Genomic DNA, 21,837 nt, shown 5'->3' with positions numbered 1-21,837 from the left:
CGAGGTGGGCGGCATTGACAACGACGATTGTTGTTATTTTCATTACCGTCTCATTGCTTACGTCATCGCTCACGATCGCTTTGGTTGTCCAGAATGTGCGAGCAGGCAAAGCGAAAATCTCCCAGCGGAGAACCATCCTTGAGAACGGCATCCCCGCTCAAGCGACCATCAACTCTATCGAGCAAACCAACGTGCAGTTGGACGATCAACCGGAGGTGCTGATCGATCTAACCGTCGTCAAGTCGGATGGCGAAGCCATCCATGCCATGGTGCGAACCGTTATCCCGATCATTAACATTCCGTCGTTTCAAAAAGGCAGTGTCATAGAAGTTCGATATATGACCGTAAACAATGAACTGAAGGTCGAAGTCGAAGGTGCTTACTTCCCTTTCAGCAAATCTTGATACCGTATTGGCACATTGAGAGAGCGGCTCATGTGGGGACGCTCTCTCTGTGATATGCCGATTAATTAACATACTCCTCCGCTAGGCTTAGAGAAAGATCTCGCAGCTGCTCGATCTTCAACCGGAAGTGGCGTTCATCTCCTTCGCATCCTTCGAGCAATCCCTCGAGCCCCTTGTTTGCATACAAAAGCAGTCCATCCGCTGGAGTGGACTGTTTTGTTATTTGTGGAGGAACCTTTAAACCTTCGAATTCCGATACTGCTGAGGGCTGGTCCCAACATATTTTTTAAATAGCATGCAAAATTGCGGAGGCGTGGAGAAGCCGCATTCCATGGCGATCGTCGTTACGGAGTCGCTGCTTCCCGCAAGCCGTTTTTTGGCCTGATCGATTCGCTTGCGAATGACGTACTGAATCGGCGAGTATCCGGTTTTCTCCTTGAATTGATGTCGGAAATAATGATAGCTGTATCCGAGCGTCTCGGCGAGATCGGCAAAATCGACTTTATCGCAGTTATATTGCTCGATGTAATTTTGAGCGTAGCGAAGCTTCTCATCAATCTCCAGAGTTTCGTTCGGCGCATCGCCGCCAATAATTCTCCCGACCTCGATAATCAGCTCTGTGAGAAGGCAGTTCAACTTTAAGTGATAGAAGCTGTTTTTGCTTTGAAGCTCCGCAGCCATCTTTTCCAACAAGTCGTGAATGCGGCCGTCGGGATCGTCGCGATATAAGCCGGTTTGAAGATGGATCGGAACTTGGTCGTAGGAAAAGTTAACGAACATGACCTTGGTTTTGTCGCGCCTGTACTCATCGTGCTTATGCCCCGGAGGGATAACCGTAAATTGGCCGCTGCTATATGAATACGTATGGTTTCCGATCGTCGTGGTCCCGTTCCCCGAAGCATAAAATACAATTTCGAATCCCCCGTGGCTATGAAAATCGATATAGCTCTCCGCATCCCGCTCCGCGGCAAAGAACAAATCGAAGGAACAATTCATCTCGATATCCCCTTCTCTCAGCCATCGTCTAAAAAGCCAAATCATATAATATATCGACCATTAAAGGATACTAAAACATAGAACAATTCCTTTATTATTATATTAACGAAGACCAAATCATACAATCGTAGAATTGCGATTTTCCGAAAGGGTGCGAGTACTTATGCCAACCTCTTTTCCCAAGCTTTCCGAGCAACTTCGTCTCAGCCGCCTTGAACCGCCGACAGGCAAAGTCAACATGGTGCTGGATACGGACACCTTTAATGAGATCGACGATCAGTTTGCCGTAGCTTACTCTTTGCTATCCAAGAACAAATTGAATCTTCAAGCGATCTACGCCGCCCCCTTCTTTAATGAGAAATCGAGCGGACCGAAAGACGGCATGGAAAAAAGCTATCAGGAGATTCTTGATATTTTGGAGCGGATGGACCATCCTGCGGAAGGCTTTGCTTTCAGAGGCTCGGAGCAGTATTTACCGGCAGACGGTACGCCGGTAGACAGTCCCGCAGCCCGCGATCTGGTCGAGAAAGCATTGCGCACCCCGGACGAGGAGGTTCTTTATGTTGTCGCGATCGGCGCGATTACCAATGTAGCTTCAGCTATTCTGATGGAGCCTAAAATTATCGAGAAAATCGTGGTCGTCTGGCTAGGAGGACATACGCTGGATTGGCCCGATACCAACGAGTTTAATCTGATTCAGGACATACCGGCAGCTCGCGTCGTGCTGGATTGCGGAGTGCCGCTTGTTCTTGTTCCGTGCGTCGGGGTCGCTTCGCATTTGATCACGACTTTGCCGGAGATCAACCAATATGTAAAGGGCAAGGGGCGGATCGGAGATTTCCTTGCGCAGCGGTTCGAGGAATGCAGCGATGATCATTACGCTTATTCTCGGGTCATTTGGGACATTTCGGTGGTCGCTTGGCTGATCGACGCCGAATTTATTCCAAGCTGTCTCGTTCACAGCCCTATTGTAACCGACCAGGGGACCTGGAGCCGCAGTCCGACGCGACACTGGATTCGCATTGCCCTGTTTGCCGACAGGAACCGGGTATTTAAAGACCTCTTCTCCAAGCTGGAGCAATATGCCGGCGAAGGCGAAGGTGAGAAACGATGAAATGGCCTAATCGACCTGTAGTAGCGGTAGTTGGCAGCATCAATATGGACATTGTCGTCGAATCGTCGGCTTTCCCTCAACCGGGCCAAACGGTCATGGGGCGGAGCATCGCTTATTTTGCCGGCGGCAAAGGGGCGAATCAGGCCGTTGCCGCAGCTCGTCTGGGGGCGGATGTCCGTATGATCGGCGCGATCGGGAGCGATAATTTCGGCAGCGAACTGCTTGCGGGACTAAAAGCGGAAGGCATCGACACACGAGGCGTAAAAGTAACGGAAGGAGCGTCTGGCATCGCTTCGATTCTCGTCTCGGGCGGGGAAAACGAGATCGTCGTCGTTCCGGGCGCCAACGGCGAGCTTCGGCCCGAAGACGTCGCGGCTAACGCAAGCTTGATCGAGGAGGCGGATATCGTTCTCGTCCAGCTCGAGGTTCCTCAAGACACCGTTGAGGCAGCCCTCAAGCTGGCGAAAACTTACGGCAAGAAAACGGTTCTTAATCCCGCTCCGGCCGGTCGATTCCCGGACGAATGGCTGCCGCTGGCCGACATCGTTACACCAAATGAGACCGAATTGGCGGCTCTCGTCGGAGAGGAACGGCTGGACGATCCGCTCGTGCTTCAAGAAGCGACGAACAAACTGCATATGCGCGGAGCTTCGCGAATCATCGTCACGCTGGGGGCCAACGGCGCTGCGCTGTCCTTGGGAGATGGGGAAATTGCCAGAGTGCCCGGCCATCGAGTGACGGTTGTCGATACGACGGGGGCGGGCGATACGTTCCACGGAGCGCTCGCCGCCGCGTGGGCCGGCGGACTGGAGCTGCCGGAGGCGCTCGCCGCCGCCGTGAAAGCTTCAGCGCTATCCGTAACGAAAGAAGGAGCTCAGACCGGTATGCCGACTTTGGAGGAACTGTCGAGCTGGATGAGCTAGCCGTTTTGTTTACTATATGGAATCGCTTGAAGTGAATTCGAGCGGTTCCACAAAAAAAATCCCCCTCGATCCCTCTGAGGAAGATAATCTGTATTTTCCATATGTCATGTCAGTCCCGCCCCGCCTCGTACAGCTTCTGCGCAACCATAGCCGGCCTTGTGCGCGAATCGGTCATATGGTCCCCATCGCCTACGATTAAGCGGAATAGTCCAAGCCGCGAGGCCATATGAGGGTACCAGCCGAACCCTTCCGCTCCCGTAAAGACGTTGTCCTGATAAAAATAAAGGTAGCTTCTGGGGGTCGACAGCGCGTAGAACGCTTTAAGATCCAGCTTCTCGAACAGAGGTTTCGCCGGTTCAGGAGTGACGCCTGCGTAGATCCGTTTGGCTACCTCGAAGGGAGCCGTATTGACGAACAACTCCCGAAACAACGGAAATGGCAGCATAATCGTGTCATCGCTCGATGCCGCTCGAAGCTGCTCGAAGCCTTGCCTGGTTGCGGGCGGTACCTCGTCGGCAAGCGCTTCTCCGTCATTCAGTACGAACGCATCCCAAAAGACGAGACGCTTGATGCGGTCCGGTATTTGCTCGGCGACCTTCTGGACGACCGTCCCGCCAAAGCTATGCCCGACGAGGGTAATGTCATGCAGGTTCAGCCTTGTCACAAAATCGACGACCGACTTCGTGATCATCGCGTGCGTGACCGCTTTGTTCGGATCGTTGCCGTGACCGGCATATTCCGGCGCGTAGACGGTCTGCCCTCTTCTGCGCAGTTCGGCCGCTATACCGTCCCAGAAATGGGCGTCCGCCCATGAGCCGTGAACAAGCACAAAGGTAAGTCGTTGCTGCTGCTGAGGAAACGGTCGATAGCTTTCGCCCGACTCTCGAGCGCTATGCTGCCATGGCCATCGGCTATCCGAATAAGGCGTGCAGTTAAAACCTCGGGGAATAGGTCCGTAATAGAAATAGGGAAGTTGATGAATCGGCGGTTGATAAGGGAACATCCAAAAACATCCTTTCGGTCGGCATTATTCAGCTTATGCCTAATGTTTTTGTGAGGTTCCCCCTCTTAATGATGCTCTTTGCTCCAAGCAAGCGAATCGTTATTGCTTTAATCCTCCCAAGAATACGGCAAGCACCTTCATCGTTTCATCGAGAGCATTAGGCTGCTGGGACTCGTTGGCAAGCCAGAGCGCCGTCTCATTCAAACCGCCGGATATAAAATGGGTCATGGCGTCAAGGGGAACCCGCCGGAAATGCCCCTGCTCTTGCATAATCTCAAGCTGGCCCCTCAATAAGCGCATAGAGTGATTTTTATCCATCTCTCTCCATACTTCCCAGCCCAGAATTGCAGGTCCGTCGATCAGCATAATACGCCTATTTCGCTCTTCAACGGCGGCCATAATAAACGCTCGGCAACCCAAGTAGAGCTGCTCCCAGACGTCTTCGCTTGTCGAGGCCTCCTGCTCCAGCCTTTCGGCAACCTCTCGCTGGACGTCTTCAAGCACAATTCGGAACAAGTCCTTTTTACTGCGAAAATGATGGTAAACGGCTCCCCGCGTCAGATTCGCCTCATGCACGATCGATTCCAATGCCGCATCGGCATATCCATAATCGGTAAAATGGGTTCTGGCGATCTCGACCAGCTTACGAATCGTCTCCGCTGTCGCCGCTTTACTTCTTCTCATAATCGACTAGCTCTCCCCTGCGCCCCCCTACTTCCATACCTCTTCGGAGTATTGGGCGCTGAAATCCTCTGAAGGCGGAATAACAGTAATGACATCGATTAATACTCCGTTGGGATCCGCAGTAATAAAGTGCCGCTGTCCAAAATCTTCGCTTCGGATATCGAGTTCCAACGGCAGTCGCGCTCCCCGGATAAGGCGTTCGTATTCGGCATCGACGTCGTCTACTTCGAAATTTAGAATCAATCCGCTTACTTTGGTCCGATAGGCATCGGGAACGGTCGGATGAGAAGCGTCAAGAATAGCCAATTCATAGGGCACATCGTTGCCGGTCAACTTCAAGCTTACGTACCAATCCGCTTCAAAAACCTTTTCGAATCCAAAATGAGCCTCGTAAAATGCTGCAGTAGCGCTAACTTGATCGGTTAAAATGACGGGATAAAAGCTGGAAGCTTTCATAATAATATCACCTCTCGGCTAGGATTGCATTCATATTAACATACATACAGTATGTATGTAAATGATAATTGCAAATTAGCTGACGTTTGTACAAGAGGCCTGTTATTCGTCGAGCAACGCTGCTTGCCGCTTATAGTGATCCTCGATCACCAAGCATGCCATTGCTTCAATTACCGGCACGATGCGGGGACAGATGCAGGGATCGTGCCTGCCCTCCGTCACGATCTCCCGTTCCTTGCCGTACATGTCGACGGTCTGTTGCGAGACGGAGATGGACGATGTCGGCTTGACTACCACTCGGAATACGATGTCGGCTCCGGTGCTGATCCCGCCGATAATTCCTCCGGCATTGTTCGTCAGAAATCCCGTCCGATCCATCTGATCGTTGTGTTCGCTCCCCAACATAGCGGCCGCTTGGAAGCCCGCGCCGAACTCAATGCCCTTGATCGCGCCGATTGAAAGCATGGCCTTGGCTAGCTCTGCATCCAGCTTATCAAACACGGGCTCCCCGATCCCCGCCGCAACGCCGCTAATCCGACATTCCACGATTCCCCCACAGCTGTCGCCATTCGCGGATAGCTGTTCAATCCGCTCAATCATGCTCCGTGCCGCCACGGGATCGCATGCCCGCACCAGGTTGCGTTCGATGGCATCCGGTTCAAACGTTTCGCAGCGGATTCCCCCGACCTCCGTCGTGTACGCCAACACGGAGACTCCCCGTCGTTCCAGCAGCTTGCGCGCCACCGCGCCTGCAGCCACCCGAGCAGCCGTTTCTCTGCCCGAGGCTCTGCCGCTCCCGCGATAGTCTCGAAGACCATACTTCTTCTCATAGGTTAGATCCGCATGTCCAGGACGGTACATTGATTTAATATCGTCGTAAGCCGACGGGCGCATGTCTGTGTTGTTCAGCATAATGCACATCGGCGTCCCCGTTGTTCGGCCCTCGAATAGACCGGATAGGATACGAATCTTATCGTATTCCCGCCGAGGAGTCGTGACTGAGGATTGCCCCGGCTTTCTGCGATCCATCTGAATTTGTACATAGGCTTCGTCCAACTCAAGGCCCGGCGTTATGCCGTCTATAATGACGCCTACCGCTTCGCCGTGAGATTCGCCGAACGTAGTCACTTTTAATCTTTCTCCGAATGTACTGCCTGCCATAGCCATATACCTCCCGCTTTTTAATTCCTTTACGATCAGTTTAAAGGTATATTTGAAATAAATGAAATCGCAAAAACAGATCTTTGTCATAGAGAGGATTGATGACAAGTGATTGCCAATACGGAATGGTACCGAATTTTTCTCCATGCCGCCGAATATTCCAACCTGACTAAGGCCGCTCAAAGCCTAAATATGACACAACCTTCCGTCAGCTATGCGATTAAGCAGTTGGAAGAGGCTTTGGGCGTGGAGCTGTTTGCCCGATTATCCAAAGGCGTGCGATTAACGCAAGAAGGACAAGCCCTATATTTGCATGTTCGGCAAGCGTTTGAGGAGCTTGATTCCGCCGAGCGGCGAATAAAGAGGCTGAAGCAGTTTAGTGAAGGCAATCTGCGAATTGGTGCGAACGGCGCCATTATCAAGGATTTCGTTGTCCCTCTGCTCGAACAGTTTCATGCTCGCTATGCGGATATTCGCATCCAGCTCTCTCAGGAAAAGACAAACCTCATCTTGGAGCGGCTGAAGCTGGGCTCATTGGACGTCGGTTATGTCTACTTGCCCATATCGGATGACGAGATTGAGATCGTCTCCTCCCATGTCTCGCCTTTTTGCGTAGTTGTGGGGAAGGCCTTCGCGAACTTGCAAAAAGAACCGCTGACCACGCAACAGATAACAGAACTTCCGCTCTTGATGCTTTCTCCGGGCAGCACGACGCGCTCCTTCGTCGAAATGTGGTTTCGGTCGCAGGGGGTCTCCGTAGAAGCCGATTTCGAACTGAATAGCCTTGAAATGATTACGGAATTGGTTGAGCGGGGATACGGGGCGGCGTTCTTGCCGCGGGCATTCGTGATGTCCAGAATCCGGAGCGGCTCTCTGAAGGAGCTGCGTACAGTCGTTCCATTACCTGACCGCCACATTGGCATCGCTGTTCGGAGACAGTCGGCCCCGTCCATTGCGGCCAAGGCATTCATCGAGATGCTGCAGCAATCTACCGATAGCTAACGGTGCTGGCTTCCGCCCTGGCAGGCAGAGGCTAAAAAAAGCCTGCCTTTCGGCAAGCTTAACGGGTAAGGGCGTATTCGGAAGCGCCGGATTCTAATTATGAGAACCTTCCGCTATTTCCCGGGAGATAAAATGCTTGAACCTCGCGAAATAGCGTTCGGAGGCTTCCCAACGTTTGGAGTCTAGATAGGAAATGTCTTGGCGTCCATATTCGTTGGGTGGCTGATAATGCCGGGAAACATATTTGTCATTATCCAACGTATAGAAATAGAAGGAGCCATCATGAGTCTGTATTTCCATTCGCGCATCCAGTTCGTCCCCGTCTTCGTCCGTATGCGCCTGACGAAAACGATAATACATGGAGCCATCCCAGAACCCGTCGTTGTCCTCCCCTGCCGGGTCCAGTGCCTGAATGGCCGGATGCTGGAAAAGCTCCTCGAAGTCACCCCGATCCACGACCGGCAAATACAGCTCGGCCACATTAACGCAGGTCAGCAGCATGATCCAATAATAATTAAACTCCGCCAATTGCTCTTGAGGTTCACCTGTAATGTCCTCCCAGATCGCCTCTTCATCCATCGCTTTTCTCAACAGATGAACGACTTCGTCTTCCTCAAGTGAAATAAAATAGTGATTCCGCTCATCCTTAATGTACACGCTAGGAGTCTGTAGATCCCCGTCCCCATCAACATACTCCCGATTTACTTTGAAATACGCGCCCCGCTCAGTGAAGTCGAAATAGTGCTTATCGCCGGGCATCAGTACACACTGAATCAGTTTCATAATATTTTCTTGATTAAGCGCGTTGTCGGTAAAGTATAGGTGGACGGCTCCCTTTCTCTGGAGCGCTTCGTTCAAATCTTTCAGTGCAGAACGACCTTTCCTAAGCGTGGAGACAAGCATGCCGAACAGAAAACCGACCTCTTCGTCCTCAATATCTTCATCATCCAGGAAAACGTCGTCGATTAGCACATCGCGAATGTCTACGGGAAGCTCCTGGCAGACGCCATCCCCCTCCCACGCGTTTACCGTACACACGAACCGTTTTTCACCGCCCGCTGTGATACGGTATTGGTCATCCTGAACTAGCACCGTTGCGTTCAGATTGCCTCGAACGATCGTTTCTCCGTGGTTGTAGGAGCCGCACAGAACTTCTTCGACCAGCAGATCGCCCTCGACATAGATCTCTTGGCCGCCTACCGCCATATTTTGGACAGTCAAGTTCCCCATCACCATAAGCCCGATAGCGCCATCCGTTTCCTCATTGTAGAGGTTGTCCACCGTAAAGTTCCCATCGATAAAAATGAGTATCGTCTCCGTCTGATCCGGAAACGGCTTTTCCCAATCCAAATCGAGAGAAGGCAACGTTAAATCTCCGGCATAGTAAGCGGCAATGTGCTCGTCGGTAAAGTCCTGATAGAATTTCGCCCAACAGGAATCTTCGGGAAAGCGATCCTTAAGTTGGTTGAGGGGCATAAATTGAAAGGAACTGTTCATCGTTTCTCTCCTTTGACTTTTCACCTCCCAATATTGTAAAGCTATTTAGAAAATACATCCATATGAATCGAAGGCAGGAAATGCGCCCAACAAGATCAAATAAACCGCAGGAAACAACAGCTTCATGAAAACGATACAATCCACTTTTTGCAGCCGGGCTGCCGTAAATCGGGAGCTACCCACAACACTCAGCAGGGGAGTACACTACCATGAATTGGATTAGAAATTGGAAGATTAGAACTAAAATTTTCAGCATGCTTGGACTGTCTATTCTCTTCTTATTTGCAATCGGAACGATCGGAACAACCTTTATGCAATCGATGGGCAACAATGCCCGCGCCATCTACGAGAAGCAGATGATCCCGAACGGCTTGATCAACAAGCTGCTGTTCGGGAACTCTCAGATCGACTTGTATCAGACGGAGCTGCTCGTAGCCGTCGACCCGAATCTGATCATGCAAATCCAAGAGCAAATTACCGAAACTAGAGCGAGCAACCAAGCAACGCGCAAAGAGCTGGAGCAGATTGAGCTGTCGCAGCGGGCTCAGGCTGAATACCAAAAGCAAGAAGCCGGAGAAGCTTTCCGCAACATTCTTTATTCGGTTCAAGCGGTTTCCGGCCAGATTCAAGAGGTTTCCGCCGCATCCGAGGAAATGTCGGCTAGCTCGCAGCAGGTTGCCGCATCGCTTCATAATATGAAAAGCATTGCGCAAGTCTCTTTCTCCAATACGGAGAGCGTTGCTGCGGCTTCGGAAGAGCAGCTCGCGACATTGGAGGAAATCTCCTCGGCCGTTGGCTCGCTGACCAAGATGTCGCAGGATTTGTTCGACATTACTCAACGCTTCAAGAGCTAGCCAAGATAATCGATAATAAAGTTGCAAGTGGTATGTACCTCATTCCGATGCAAGCAGCGGATCCATTTGCACACAAGAGTTTACGCAGAGAAGGTAGTCGAAAAATCGTACAACACAGCTCGGATCAGGCTTAAAGAGCAGACTTTTGTTCGGAAAATCGTACAAAGCTGCTCTGCTCAGGCTATAACGACGAACTTTTGTAGGAAAAACCATATAAATCAACCAAGATCAGAGATTGCAGATCACTATGGGACAGCCACGTCCATCAAATCAATTGCCGCGAACCTGTTGCCGCCTTATAAACTCAATCCACCCTCTAGCTGCGTGGGAGAGGTAATGGTTTTTGCTCCAGATCGCGGCAAGATCCCAACGAATCGGCGGAATCGTCTCGGGAATCACGCTAACCGACCCCAGATCGATTTTTCTGGACACCGTATCCGGAAGGAAAGCGATCCCCAGTCCGGCCCCGACCATCTCCCCGATAAAATCCCATTGCGAGCTTTCATAAGCGATCTTCGGCTCGAACCCCTCTTGTATGCAGGACTCTCTCACACGATCATAAAGCGAGAAACCTTCTCTGAACAAAATAAACGGCTCCTCTTTCAATTCCGCAAGATGGACGGTTTGTGCCCCCGCCAACGCATGGCTCGAATTCACGATCAACGATAGCTGACGCTCAGCCAGAGGAAATACCTCGAACTGCTCCTCGTCCACCGGCAAGACGACCACACCTACATCCAGCTTAGCTTCCCTGACCAGTTGCTCCACCACTTTGCCGCCCTCTTCGACCAACTGAAGCTGCACGCCCGGATACTCGCCGCGAAAATCCGCAATCATTCTCGGAAAGAAACTCGATCCAATAACGGGAGGCAGCCCTAAAGACAGCTTCCCCCGCTTCAATTGCCTCCCTTCATTTAACGTCGACTGAAGATCACGGGACATCGCGATCGTCTCCATCGCGTATTTCAGCACGACCTCTCCGTCGTCCGTCAGCCGCAGATACCGAGTCGTACGGTCGAACAACACGACTCCTAACTCTTCCTCCAAGTTCTTGATCGCTTTGCTTAGCGACGGCTGCGAGCTATGAAGCGACTGCGCCGCTTTCGAGAAGCTTAGCTGCTTGGCGACTTCCGCGAAATAAAGAAGCTGTTGAAATTCCATTCCACAATCCCCTCCGATATATATTCCAATTGTGAATTAATTATATTCGATATATGTATTTTACTCATAAATGCTGCTTCAGTACAATTTTAATGAAGGGAATCATTATGGACGATTCGATTGAATGAGGAGGGATGGGCGCATGAGCGAAAATGAAGTTGTCATCGTCAGCGCGGCGCGAACGCCAATCGGGAAATTGGGCGGTGCTTTCAAGGATGTCTCAGCCGTGCAGCTAGGCGCTGCCGTCATACAGGCAGTTATCGAACGAGCCGGCATCTCCGGCTCTCTCGTACAAGAAGTACTTATGGGCAATGTCCTGCAGGCCGGACTTGGCCAGAACCCGGCACGGCAGGCCTCGCTTCAAGCAGGCTTATCCGTAGAGGTGCCCGCGACAACGGTAAACCAAGTGTGCGGCTCCGGTCTAATGTCGCTGCAGATCGCTTACCGATCCATTCAGAGCGGGGAATGCGACATTGTCGTCGCAGGCGGAATGGAAAATATGACCCAGGCTCCTCATCTGCTTCAAGGAACGCGCTCCGGCTACGTCTTGGGTGATCAAACGCTTCGCGACAGCATGATCAAGGATGGCTTGTGGTGTGCGCAGAACGATTATCATATGGGTATAACTGCGGAAAATTTATGCGAACGGTACAACCTGGAGCGCGAGCAGCTCGACCAGTTTGCGTTAGATAGCCAAAGAAAAGCCGCAGCCGCGATGACCAATGGAACCTTCAAGGACGAAATCGTCGCCATGGATCTGCCGGGGCGCAAAGGAGCAATGCTGCGAGCCGATCAAGATGAGTTTCCTCGCCCGGACACGACGTTGGAAGGTCTCTCCAAGCTCAAGCCTGCATTCAAGAAAGACGGCAAAGTGACGGCCGGCAACGCTTCCGGCATCAATGATGGAGCGGCAGCTCTATTGGTCATGAGCAGGTCTAGCGCAGAACTGCACGGTCTTCATCCCATGGCCGTTATTCGCTCATGCGCCGTCGTTGGCGTCGATCCCGCTCATATGGGAATCGGACCGATTCCGGCTACGGAGAAGGCGCTTCAGAAAGCCGGACTAACGATTGCCGATATCGATGTGATCGAAGCTAATGAAGCGTTTGCCTCCCAAGCGCTCCTGTACGCGAAGCATTTCGATCTAGATGACCGCAAGCTTAACGTCAACGGTGGAGCAATTGCTTTAGGACATCCGATCGGAGCCAGCGGCGCTAGGGTCGTGGTCTCCCTGCTGTACGAGATGGCACGTCGAAATTCACGATATGGCTTGGCTGCATTATGCGTCGGCGGCGGGCAAGGAGTCGCTGTCGTCGTAGAGCGCTGCGAATAATCCAGAAGGGAGCAAGCCAAATGAAAAAAATAAACTCATCGTTTATGGAAGCGGTTTCCGATATTCGCGACGGCTCAATTCTAATGGTTGGCGGCTTCGGTCTTGTCGGCATTCCCGAAAATCTGATTGTCGCGCTGTCCGAAACCGGAGTGAAGAACCTAACCGTCATATCCAACAATTGCGGGGTCGACGATTGGGGTCTTGGCCTGTTGCTTCGCAACAAGCAGATCAAGAAGATCATCGCCTCTTATGTCGGAGAGAACAAAGAGTTTGAACGGCAAGTTCTCTCGGGAGAGATCGAGGTCGACCTGTTGCCTCAAGGCACGTTAGCGGAGAAAATCAGAGCGGGTGGCGCAGGCATTCCTGCCTTCTACACCCCCGCAGGCGTAGGAACGCCGCTCGCGGAGGGGAAAGAAACGCGAGTGTTCGGCAACAAAACCTATCTCCTAGAGGAAGCGTTAACCGCCGACTTCTCCTTAGTTCGCGCCGCAGCCGCTGATAAGCTGGGAAATCTGACGTATAACAAAACAGCGCGCAACTTCAACCCTCTCATGGCAACCGCCGGTCGCATTACGATTGCCGAGACGGAACAGTTAAAGGAAGACGGCTTTCTTGATACCGATCGAATTCATACACCGGGAATTTACGTGCAGCAGATCATCGTGGGCCAACAACAAAAACGAATCGAGAAGTTAACGGTCGCACAGCGATAAGGAGGAGAATCCCATGGCCGAATTATCTATTCGCGAGAAAATCGCAATCCGCGCAGAGAAGGAAATCGCCAGCGGATACTACGTGAATCTTGGAATCGGCATCCCTACATTGGTAGCCAACTTCATCCCGGATGAGAAGCAGGTGCTGCTTCAATCCGAGAACGGCCTGCTCGGAATCGGCCCTTATCCGGCCCAAGATCAAGTCGATCCCGATCTGATCAACGCCGGCAAAGAAACGATAACCGCGATTGCAGGGGCCTCTTATTTCGATAGCTCCGACTCCTTCGCCATGATCCGCGGCGGGCATATCGACCTCGCCATCCTTGGCGGCATGGAGGTATCCGAGTCGGGAGACTTGGCCAACTGGATGATTCCCGGTAAGATGGTCAAAGGCATGGGCGGAGCGATGGATCTCGTTCATGGCGCCAAGCGAATCGTCGTCATCATGGATCACGTGAACAAAGACGGCAAGCCGAAAATATTGAAGCAATGCACGCTCCCTCTCACGGGCAAATCCGTCGTGGACAGAATCATAACCGATCGCGCAGTTATCGATGTCACTCCGGAAGGCCTTGTCTTATCGGAGGTCGCTAGAGGTTATACTTGCGACGATATTCTGGCTGCGACAGAGCCTCCGCTGCGAATCGCAGACAACGTCCTTCTAGACGCTTACTAATGAGTGGAGGGAAAGCGGCATGTTAAACCAAAAAGTCGTGCTCGTCACGGGAGCGGCGCGAGGAATCGGATTTGAAATCGGGCGGCGCTTCGCCGAAGGAGGGGCCACCGTCGTTCTAACCGATCTGGACGGAACGGTAGCTGAACATTCTGCGGAATCTCTTAGACAATCGGGACTCGACGCACATGGGATCAAGCTGGACGTAACCGCGCCCGAAAGTGAGATCGCCGGCACGATTCAAAGTATCGAATCGACCTGGGGGAGCGTCGATATCCTAATCAACAACGCGGGGATGCAGTATGTTTCGCCAGTCGAGCATTTTCCGACGGAAACGTTCGAACGAATGCTCCGAATTATGCTGACGGCCCCCTTTATTTTGACCAAGTTGGTCATTCCCGGCATGAAGAGGAGGCAATTCGGCAGGATTATCAATATCGCCTCCATTAACGGCCTGGTCGGATTCGCGGGGAAAACCGCCTACAATAGCGCTAAGCACGGTCTTATCGGCTTAACCAAAGCCGTTGCGCTTGAGACCGCCACGGACGGAATTACGGTGAATGCGCTCTGCCCCGGTTATGTAGATACGGTCTTGGTGAGAAACCAATTGGCGGATGTGGCAGCCCTCCACCAGCTCTCCCGGGAGGAAGCTCTGGAAAAAGTGATTTTGCCTCTCGTTCCGCAACGCAGACTCATCGAAATGCAAGAAGTCGCGGAATACGCCGTCTTCCTGTCCGGCTATCACGCCAAAGGAATTACCGGCCAAGCGATTGTCATCGATGGCGGTTATACTGCTCAATAAGACGCAAATAAGCGGCTTTCCATCTCTGCTTCAAGAACAGGGAAAGCCGCTTTTCATATAAACCTTAACTCCACGCTTCTTCTCATTTGACTATTCAGTCCACTTTATTTCTTGGAAAGTACGCGTCTCTGCCGATTTATTCGCCTTTAAGCACAGCAATGCGCTTTGCATCGCCTCTTCCAAAGGAGTCTGGGAGGGCAGGCCTTTCGTAATCGTATCCAGGAGACTTTGACATACAGCGATGTCTCCGCCGCCATGCGTATCGTTGCCGACAGGGATTTCGTACGTTTCGATCCGATTCGTATGATGCATAAATACCTGAATGCGATTCGTGTAATAATCAAACTCCATTGTTCCTTTATACCCTAGAAATCTAAACATTCTCGTAGCCGCTTTATTACGGGCAAAGAAGTTTTGCGAATAGCTGGCATGCATTCCGCTCTCATATTGGATGATTGCGCTGCCGGAATCTTCATTCCCGGTATCCGCTGCGAAGCAGCACATTTCGCCGTGAACCGGCTCGCCTCTTTTGCGATGGAGTATCGCACTTTCCGGACATGTCTCCCGCTCCTCGCAGTCGGCACATCTTAATCCTGCCGGTTTATTGCCCTTAAATATTTGTTTGGATTTTACAGCGCTGACCCATGTCGGCTTTAGCTGTAAAATGTATTGGATCATGTCGAAGTCATGCGTGGCTTTCTGCAGAAACAGTCCTCCTGTTTCCCGCTCATCCCTATACCAGTGTTGAAAATAGACGGAGCCGTAAGAAACGTTATTAATCGCCTGCACATGCTCTATCGTTCCGAGCTTGCCCGATTCCGCAATTTCCTTCGCTGCTTGACCCAGCGTGTTTAGCCTTAAGGAGAAGGGGACAGCTACCTCGGTACCGCTCCGTTCGTAAGCCGACTTGAGCGCCAACAAATCGTTCATACGAGTCGAAACGGGCTTCTCAAGAATAAAAGGAATGCGTTTCTCCAGCACTTTAATCGCGATTTGAGCATGAGACGAACATCTGGTGCCGACGATTATACCGTCCGGCTTTTCACGATCCAGCAGTTCGTCCACCGTGTCGTAAAAACGGATATTGTCCGCGTCGTTCCCCAGCTCGCCTTTAATTTCTTCTATCCGGCTATCGACAATCGCCGATATTCTAATATTTTTGTTCATTTGCAGCAGATGCGTGCTTAGCACTTTCCCTCTAAAACCGTAGCCGATCACCGCAATGTCGATCATATGTGTATCCCTCCAGGAAGCAATTGGAGCTATGACTCTTAATTTTTAGTGCAAATCAGTTCATCAAGTATGGCCTCGATTTCGGCCTTCGCGGCCTTCATCTTGATGTAGCTGTGCGTCTTGCCCGGCACGCGTCCCTCGATCCATCTGTTTTCACCTGTCGCGCTCACTTCAACCCAACCGTTTTGCTCCGCTTCGCATAACCCGCACAAGCCTCGCACGCCGATCAACACGGTGATCAAGTCCCAACTGCTTCTGGTTTGCCTCCCATCAAGGAACAGCTCATAGGCTTTGCGAACGGGGTGGTCTGCAGCAGTGTCTCTAAACAATCGCGAGCCCGTCTGAATATCTACCCCTGCTTCATATCCGCTGAAAATGATCGGGGAAGGCCACTGTTCGACTACATATTTTGCCGCTGCGGGGTGCATTTCGAAGTTCCATTCTTTCCCCGACGGATAGGCTCCTCCCATGACAACCAGCGTTTTGACTTTCTGTCTAACCAAAGCAATTCCATCCAGAGGGTGCAATTCATCAGGAGCAGAACTCAGTAAACGATATAAATTCACTAATGGGCCGATGCCGATAATGACCACGCTCTCGTCGTCCGAAGCCGCCAGCAGCTTCCGATATAAGACGATAGCATCCTCCGCCGCTCCCCCTTGCCGATAGGCGTGCGGGTAGTTTTCGGCAATAGGTCTGTTGTACCTCTGATACATCTCTTCATCCAGAAAATGCTCCTCTTGCAATGTGCCGATCGGAATGTCCGGTCTCCCGTAATACGTATGAATTGCAGAGATGCAGCCGCTCCCCCATGGACTTGACGTACAGTGCATAACGCCCAAAATATCGGCTTCTCCCTTACCGGCCAAAGTTAACAGCACAGCCAGCGCTCCCGCATCGTCGCAATCCGGGCCAATATCCGTATCCAGAATAACCGGTACCGCGGCCATGACTTCCCGATTTTCCATACTCACGGCGAATACAACTCCCCGATCAAACTTACCGCTTCGGAAATAAAAAGCTCGCAAGCTTCCTCCGAATACGGCGTCGTTTCCATTTCATATCCGCCCAAACCATCCCGAAAGGCTGCCGTTGTCGGGAGGTAACCGGCATACCCGTTCGCCAGGCCCGAGAAGAGCGTCGCTGCGGCCGGTGAATGCTTTGCGATTGGTTTGGCATACCCGCTGAACGTCTCTAACGAAGAAGCAAACAGCAAGATCTCCCCGATTCTGAGCGCATGCAGTTGGGCATGGACGGATGGCTCATAATAGCGCGCATTCGTCGGTAAAGCGATCTGCCTTTGTACGCTGCGAATCGGCGTGCCGGCAACTGCGCTTAACTGCGGCAGCAGGCTCGCAATATTCTCGCAAAGGGCCCGCCCCATCTCCTTCACCTTCGGATAAGTGTCTGTCGTCTCTTCCCACCGTTGATTGAGAGGGCCGACATCTCCGGCAAAACCCTGAATAAACAAGGAAACAAATCCGTCCCCATACCTTTCCTCCAATTCCCCCATCGCCAGACCTACAAATTCCGATGACACCCTGGCAGAGGTATGCGACAGCAGCGTCGGATGGACGGCGCAATTCACAAGCGCGCCCAAAGGCTCCCCTTCCTGCGACTCGAACAGAAGCATATGCAGCGCACGATCGATCTCCAGGTCATCGTTATGGCGCAGATTTGGCCGCCGATTAACCGATACGACGCATTCTCCGGAGGCTACTTTCACAAGCGCAGGCTGTAACCGGCTCGACATGGCCTTGATCTCCGTCGTAATGCGCGACGTATATTTGTGCCCGAAATATCCCGGAGCCGTATGCGTATGAGTCGCATGTACCGTCACCCTGTCGGGATCTACATTCGCAGCCTCCCCCCATGAACGCTTGGTGCCCTCCGGGAACGTGCTGGCCAAATAATTATAGGCGGGATGTTCAATAAACGGTTTTATCGGTAGAAAAGGGAGTTCATTCGTCAGACAGCTGTCTACGCTCACGATGACGCTGCGCTCCTCACCGTCGTCAAGCATCACCATTCTGGCATATAAATCGTCAAGTATATCCTGCGCTGGATTGGCAATATTCCCGGTTACATCGTAGCCTTGCAGCGGAGCATGCTCCTCCGGCGTAATCTTCACTTTCCCAAATGCAACCCGCAACGGATTCGTCATAGCAAATCATCATCCTTTTCCAAAGAACATCAGCCTTTAATACTTCCAAGAACGATTCCTTTGACAAAATATTTTTGCAGAAACGGGTAAACGAGCAGAATAGGTAGCGCACCCAGGAAAATTTGCGCTGCTCGCGTCGTCCGATCCGAGATTTCGGCATACTTGTAAATATCGCCGGCGCTCATTTTCATCGGATCGCTGTTGATGATGACCAATTGAAGATAAGTAGACAAAGGATATTTGTCCGGGAAATTCATCAGGATCAGGCCGTCGAACCAGGAGTTCCAATGACCTACAAGCGTGAACAACGATATTGTGGCGAGCGAAGGAAGCGACAGCGGAATATACATCAGCCACAGCACCCGCCAATGTCCGGCGCCATCCATGAATGCCGATTCTTCAATTTCTTTGGGCAATCCTCGAAAAAAGTTAAGCAGCAAGATGACATTAAACACGGGCACGGCGCCCGGAATAACCAACGCCCAAATCGTATCGATCAACCCTGTCTCGCTAACGGTGAGATACCAGGGAATGAGGCCGCCGCCAAATAAGATCGTAATAATAAAATACCAAGCATATACGGTCCGATACCTGAACGAGCTTCTCTCCTTGGAGAGGGGATAAGCGCATAAAACCGACATCAGCAAATTAATCGTAAATCCAAGGGCAACGCGTTTCAGCGTCACGAGAACGGACTGGATAAATTCCGGCTTATTCAAGATGTACTGGTAGGAGGATATCTGGAAATCAACCGGCCACAGCTTAACCAAGCCGGACGCGGCAGCGGAGCTGGAACTGAAAGATATTGCAAGCACATGGATAAGCGGGAACAGGCATAGAAAAGACAAGAAAATAAGAAAAATGTAATTACTCCCTATAAAAATGTTCCGACCAAGCGAAATGCGCTGTTTCAAAGCAATCCCTCTCCCTCCTTAGAAAATCCGGTAATTGGCCAAACGGTAAGCCAAATAATAAGAAATTGAAATCAGAATGGTCGACACGACGGATTTCAACAAACCGATCGCTGTCGCTACGCCGAATTGCGCATCAATTAAACCCATGCGATAAACGACAGTATCGAGAATATCTCCCGTCTGATAGACAGCAGGACTATAAAGGTTAAAAATCTGATCAAAGCCCGCATTTAATACATTGCCCAAGCTTAAGGTGGCCATCAGGACAATAATCGGCAGCATGCCGGGCAAGGTAATATGCCAGGTCTGGCGCCAATGGTTCGCGCCGTCCATAATCGCCGCTTCGTAGAGGGTCGGATTGATCCCCGTAATGGCGGCGAGATAAATAATCGTGCCGAAACCGAACTCTTTCCAAACATCCGAGGCTACCATCACATAAGGAAACCATTGGTTCGATCCCAGGAAGAAGATCGGCTCAATGCCTATCGTCCTTAAAATCTGAGCAATAATCCCTTCGGAAGGAGACAAAATATCAATCAAAATTCCGCCCAGCAAAATCCAGGAAAGAAAGTGCGGCAAATAAATTAAGGTTTGAACGCCTCTTTTGACAAGCTGATTCTTCAATTCATTCAATAACAGCGCAATGGAGAGCGGTACAATCTGGCCGGCTATAATTTTCATCGTGGCGATGTAGATCGTATTCCACAGGACTTCCGCGATGTCCGGCATCTGCATCACATAGCGGAAATTTTTCAGCCCGATCCAATCCGAGCCGAACAAACCGTTAGTCGGGTAGAAATTTTGAAACGCAATCGAGATGCCCGCCATCGGAATATAGCTGTAAACAAACAAGATAAGGACGCCCGGCAGCAGCATGATATGCAAGGGAAACTCGCGCAGCCGCTTGCTTGATCTTGGTTTAATGAAATGCAATATTTCTTCACCGCCTTGTCGATTACAGAAGCGGTCGGGAGAAGTGAAGCCTCCTTCCCGCTTCTGCAATTAAACCTTCTTGATGGGATTTCTGTTTCTGTTTCAGTTTCTACTTCTTCATCGCCTCTTGAACCTCTTTGGTCATGTCGTCTCCGCCAAGCTTTTTCCAGTTCGCAACGAAATCGTCAAAGGAATCGACAGAGGCTTCGCCCATAATAATTTTCGTAAAGGCAGTGAGCTCCAGCTTCGCCAGCGTATCTCCTTGGTTAACCATGGTCGCCGTAGGTACGCCGATAAATTCCGTTATTTTGAAAGCACTGTTTTTGTCGTATTCCGCCAAGATGGATTGGGAGCCTTCGGGTCCGAAATCCATGTAGTACCCCCAAGACTTGAGGTCCCCGGCCAAGTATTCCTTCATGCGCTTATAGACATCCGGCTCGCCCGAGTTGGGATTAAGGACCGATTCGTCATTGGTTTCGATCGCTTTATTGACATTTTTGTACGCATCGATGTTTTGCGTCGGAATTTGATTATGGACAAGTCGATAGGACCACTTCTCAACGCCATTATTGAATTCCAGCTTCCGCGCCAAGTCTCTGTCCGGATATTTTTTGCTCCAGAGAACCAGACTCGCGTTCATCATCTTCACGAGCGCTTCCGGATGTTCGAAGCCTTTGCGCACCGCGTAGTAGGCGTTGATCGGGTATCCCGCTTTAGGCTGGACCGGCGCGCTATCGATCGACAGCAGCGGATAAGGCTTCCATTCCATGTCAGGGTTCTGGTTTTTGCCCGCTTGCAAGTACAGCGGCAGCCAATCTACGGAGTAGGTGATTCCCAGCTTCCCGGCGTTCACCATTTGCCCTACTTTATCTGCGTCTTTAACGACGAACTCTTTGTCGAGTGTTCCGTTTTTATACAGCTCCTGCAATTTGGCCAAGGCCGTTTTCATTTCCGGCTGAACGCTGCCGTAGACGATTTCCCCGGCATCGTTCTTGACCCAGATTTTCGGATAGGCATGATAGCTGTTGAAGAAGCCGTCTACTCCGAACAGATCGGTATACAAGTCCTTGTTCACAACCAACCCGTACGTATCCTTCTGGTTGTTGCCGTCCGGGTCCTGATTGACGAATGCATCTGCAATTTTAAGCACATCATCCATCGTTTGCGGTTCAGGCAGGTTCAGCTTCTTCAGCCAATCGGTGCGGATCCACAGCAGCGGCGCCGATCCCGCGTAACCGCCAAGCCATGGAAGCGCCAGAATCTTCCCGTCCTTAGTGACCGAATCAAGACCGATTTGGCCGCCACCTTCAAAAACCTTTTTCAAGTCCTCCGAGCCGTATTTCTCAAGCGCGTCTCGCAAATCCTCCAGCTGATCCGTCTCGGCCAGCCGTTTGAATTGATTGCCGCCCAGAGGCATAATATCGGGCAGCTTCCCCGACACCATCGTCGTATTCATCTTTTGATCGAATTGGTCGGACACCCACAACAGGTTAACTTTGATCCCGAACTCGCTCTCATAGAAGTCCAGCCAAGCATTTTTCTCATAGGATTCTCCCTCGTCAAACTTCAACACATTGGTTGAACGAACGACGGAAACCTCTATAGGCGGATCGAACTTGCCTAGTGGGTCATAGCTCGCCTCCGGGCTGCTTGCCTCGGACGAAGCCGATTGGGAAGCCGACGATTCCGGAGACGACGCAGGCTGCATGCTCTCCGATGCAGCGTTGTTACTGTTGTTGCAAGCTGTAAGCAGTACAAGCACCAAAGCCATAGCAAAGATTCCCGCTCTTTTCATTCTCTTGAATCTCATACCCCGA

22 protein-coding genes are annotated in these 21,837 nt (G+C 51.4%); 9 read left to right on the top strand and 13 right to left on the bottom strand.

Annotated features, from left to right (window positions below):
- Positions 1-14 precede the first annotated feature (14 nt).
- Entirely contained in the window at positions 15-404 is a 390-nt protein-coding gene (locus tag J4772_RS00310) for a hypothetical protein (RefSeq protein WP_209073713.1), read from the top strand.
- A gap of 237 nt (positions 405-641) precedes the next feature.
- Here J4772_RS00310 and J4772_RS00305 read toward each other — a convergent pair whose 3' ends face one another.
- Positions 642-1,400, bottom strand: a complete 759-nt coding sequence (locus J4772_RS00305; RefSeq protein WP_181917925.1) for a helix-turn-helix transcriptional regulator — start codon at positions 1,398-1,400, stop codon at positions 642-644.
- A 163-nt stretch (positions 1,401-1,563) separates the two neighbouring features.
- Between J4772_RS00305 and J4772_RS00300 the strand changes: the two genes are divergently transcribed.
- Both J4772_RS00300 and rbsK read left to right on the top strand, forming a co-directional pair.
- The gene (locus J4772_RS00300) at positions 1,564-2,514 is read left to right on the top strand and encodes a nucleoside hydrolase (RefSeq protein WP_116063281.1); all 951 of its coding nucleotides are present in this window, start codon (positions 1,564-1,566) and stop codon (positions 2,512-2,514) included.
- Positions 2,511-3,437, top strand: coding sequence for a ribokinase (rbsK, locus tag J4772_RS00295; RefSeq protein WP_209073712.1), 927 nt, complete (start codon positions 2,511-2,513; stop codon positions 3,435-3,437). Before J4772_RS00300 ends, rbsK begins: the two co-directional genes overlap by 4 nt.
- Before the next feature lie 109 nt (positions 3,438-3,546).
- Here the strand turns inward: rbsK and J4772_RS00290 are convergent, their stop codons facing one another.
- The 4 genes from J4772_RS00290 to aroC form a co-directional block, all read right to left on the bottom strand.
- A complete protein-coding gene (locus J4772_RS00290) occupies positions 3,547-4,440 on the bottom strand; it encodes an alpha/beta fold hydrolase (RefSeq protein ID WP_209073711.1) in 894 nt (297 codons plus the stop codon).
- A gap of 99 nt (positions 4,441-4,539) precedes the next feature.
- On the bottom strand, positions 4,540-5,124 hold the full coding sequence (locus tag J4772_RS00285; protein ID WP_116063284.1) for a TetR/AcrR family transcriptional regulator: 585 nt from the start codon (positions 5,122-5,124) through the stop codon (positions 4,540-4,542).
- Between the two features lie 27 nt (positions 5,125-5,151).
- On the bottom strand, positions 5,152-5,580 hold the full coding sequence (locus tag J4772_RS00280) for a VOC family protein (protein ID WP_209073710.1): 429 nt from the start codon (positions 5,578-5,580) through the stop codon (positions 5,152-5,154).
- A gap of 102 nt (positions 5,581-5,682) precedes the next feature.
- Positions 5,683-6,741, bottom strand: coding sequence for a chorismate synthase (gene aroC / locus J4772_RS00275; protein WP_209073709.1), 1,059 nt, complete (start codon positions 6,739-6,741; stop codon positions 5,683-5,685).
- A 108-nt stretch (positions 6,742-6,849) separates the two neighbouring features.
- On the opposite strand from aroC, the gene J4772_RS00270 reads away from it, so the two are divergent.
- Positions 6,850-7,743, top strand: a complete 894-nt coding sequence (locus tag J4772_RS00270; RefSeq protein ID WP_209073708.1) for a LysR family transcriptional regulator — start codon at positions 6,850-6,852, stop codon at positions 7,741-7,743.
- A gap of 93 nt (positions 7,744-7,836) precedes the next feature.
- On the opposite strand, the gene J4772_RS00265 is transcribed toward J4772_RS00270, so the two are convergent.
- A complete protein-coding gene (locus J4772_RS00265) occupies positions 7,837-9,240 on the bottom strand; it encodes a hypothetical protein (protein WP_209073707.1) in 1,404 nt (467 codons plus the stop codon).
- 209 nt (positions 9,241-9,449) lie between these two features.
- Here J4772_RS00265 and J4772_RS00260 point away from each other — a divergent pair, with 209 nt between their 5' ends.
- A complete protein-coding gene (locus J4772_RS00260) occupies positions 9,450-10,094 on the top strand; it encodes an MCP four helix bundle domain-containing protein (protein ID WP_209073706.1) in 645 nt (214 codons plus the stop codon).
- 270 nt (positions 10,095-10,364) lie between these two features.
- Here J4772_RS00260 and J4772_RS00255 read toward each other — a convergent pair whose 3' ends face one another.
- Positions 10,365-11,255 carry a LysR family transcriptional regulator gene (locus J4772_RS00255; RefSeq protein ID WP_209073705.1) on the bottom strand — a complete coding sequence of 297 codons (891 nt, stop codon included), beginning with the start codon at positions 11,253-11,255 and terminating at the stop codon, positions 10,365-10,367.
- A gap of 142 nt (positions 11,256-11,397) precedes the next feature.
- On the opposite strand from J4772_RS00255, the gene J4772_RS00250 reads away from it, so the two are divergent.
- The 4 genes from J4772_RS00250 to J4772_RS00235 are packed head-to-tail and all read left to right on the top strand — an operon-like array spanning position 11,398 to position 14,776.
- On the top strand, positions 11,398-12,588 hold the full coding sequence (locus tag J4772_RS00250) for an acetyl-CoA C-acetyltransferase (protein ID WP_209073704.1): 1,191 nt from the start codon (positions 11,398-11,400) through the stop codon (positions 12,586-12,588).
- Between the two features lie 20 nt (positions 12,589-12,608).
- A complete protein-coding gene (locus J4772_RS00245; RefSeq protein ID WP_209073703.1) occupies positions 12,609-13,301 on the top strand; it encodes a CoA transferase subunit A in 693 nt (230 codons plus the stop codon).
- A 13-nt stretch (positions 13,302-13,314) separates the two neighbouring features.
- A complete protein-coding gene (locus J4772_RS00240) occupies positions 13,315-13,977 on the top strand; it encodes a CoA transferase subunit B (RefSeq protein ID WP_116063293.1) in 663 nt (220 codons plus the stop codon).
- Positions 13,978-13,996: 19 nt separating this feature from the next.
- A complete protein-coding gene (locus J4772_RS00235; protein ID WP_209073702.1) occupies positions 13,997-14,776 on the top strand; it encodes a 3-hydroxybutyrate dehydrogenase in 780 nt (259 codons plus the stop codon).
- A gap of 90 nt (positions 14,777-14,866) precedes the next feature.
- Here the strand turns inward: J4772_RS00235 and J4772_RS00230 are convergent, their stop codons facing one another.
- The 6 genes from J4772_RS00230 to J4772_RS00205 form a co-directional block, all read right to left on the bottom strand.
- On the bottom strand, positions 14,867-16,009 hold the full coding sequence (locus J4772_RS00230) for a Gfo/Idh/MocA family protein (protein ID WP_247740959.1): 1,143 nt from the start codon (positions 16,007-16,009) through the stop codon (positions 14,867-14,869).
- 38 nt (positions 16,010-16,047) lie between these two features.
- Positions 16,048-16,977 (bottom strand): nucleoside hydrolase, encoded by a 930-nt coding sequence (locus tag J4772_RS00225; RefSeq protein ID WP_247741151.1) that lies wholly within the window; start codon positions 16,975-16,977, stop codon positions 16,048-16,050.
- Between the two features lie 2 nt (positions 16,978-16,979).
- On the bottom strand, positions 16,980-18,173 hold the full coding sequence (locus tag J4772_RS00220) for a hypothetical protein (RefSeq protein ID WP_209073700.1): 1,194 nt from the start codon (positions 18,171-18,173) through the stop codon (positions 16,980-16,982).
- A 29-nt stretch (positions 18,174-18,202) separates the two neighbouring features.
- Positions 18,203-19,087 (bottom strand): carbohydrate ABC transporter permease, encoded by an 885-nt coding sequence (locus J4772_RS00215; RefSeq protein ID WP_209073699.1) that lies wholly within the window; start codon positions 19,085-19,087, stop codon positions 18,203-18,205.
- 18 nt (positions 19,088-19,105) lie between these two features.
- Positions 19,106-19,963 (bottom strand): ABC transporter permease, encoded by an 858-nt coding sequence (locus tag J4772_RS00210; RefSeq protein WP_209076793.1) that lies wholly within the window; start codon positions 19,961-19,963, stop codon positions 19,106-19,108.
- Between the two features lie 166 nt (positions 19,964-20,129).
- Positions 20,130-21,830 carry an extracellular solute-binding protein gene (locus J4772_RS00205; protein WP_209073698.1) on the bottom strand — a complete coding sequence of 567 codons (1,701 nt, stop codon included), beginning with the start codon at positions 21,828-21,830 and terminating at the stop codon, positions 20,130-20,132.
- Between the last annotated feature and the right edge of the window lie 7 nt (positions 21,831-21,837).

The organism is Cohnella sp. LGH (assembly GCF_017671885.1).
Taxonomy (GTDB): Bacteria; Bacillota; Bacilli; order Paenibacillales; family Paenibacillaceae; genus Cohnella; species Cohnella phaseoli.
The sequence above is the reverse complement of the archived record's forward strand: the minus strand, read 5'-3'. Positions and strand labels throughout refer to the sequence as shown.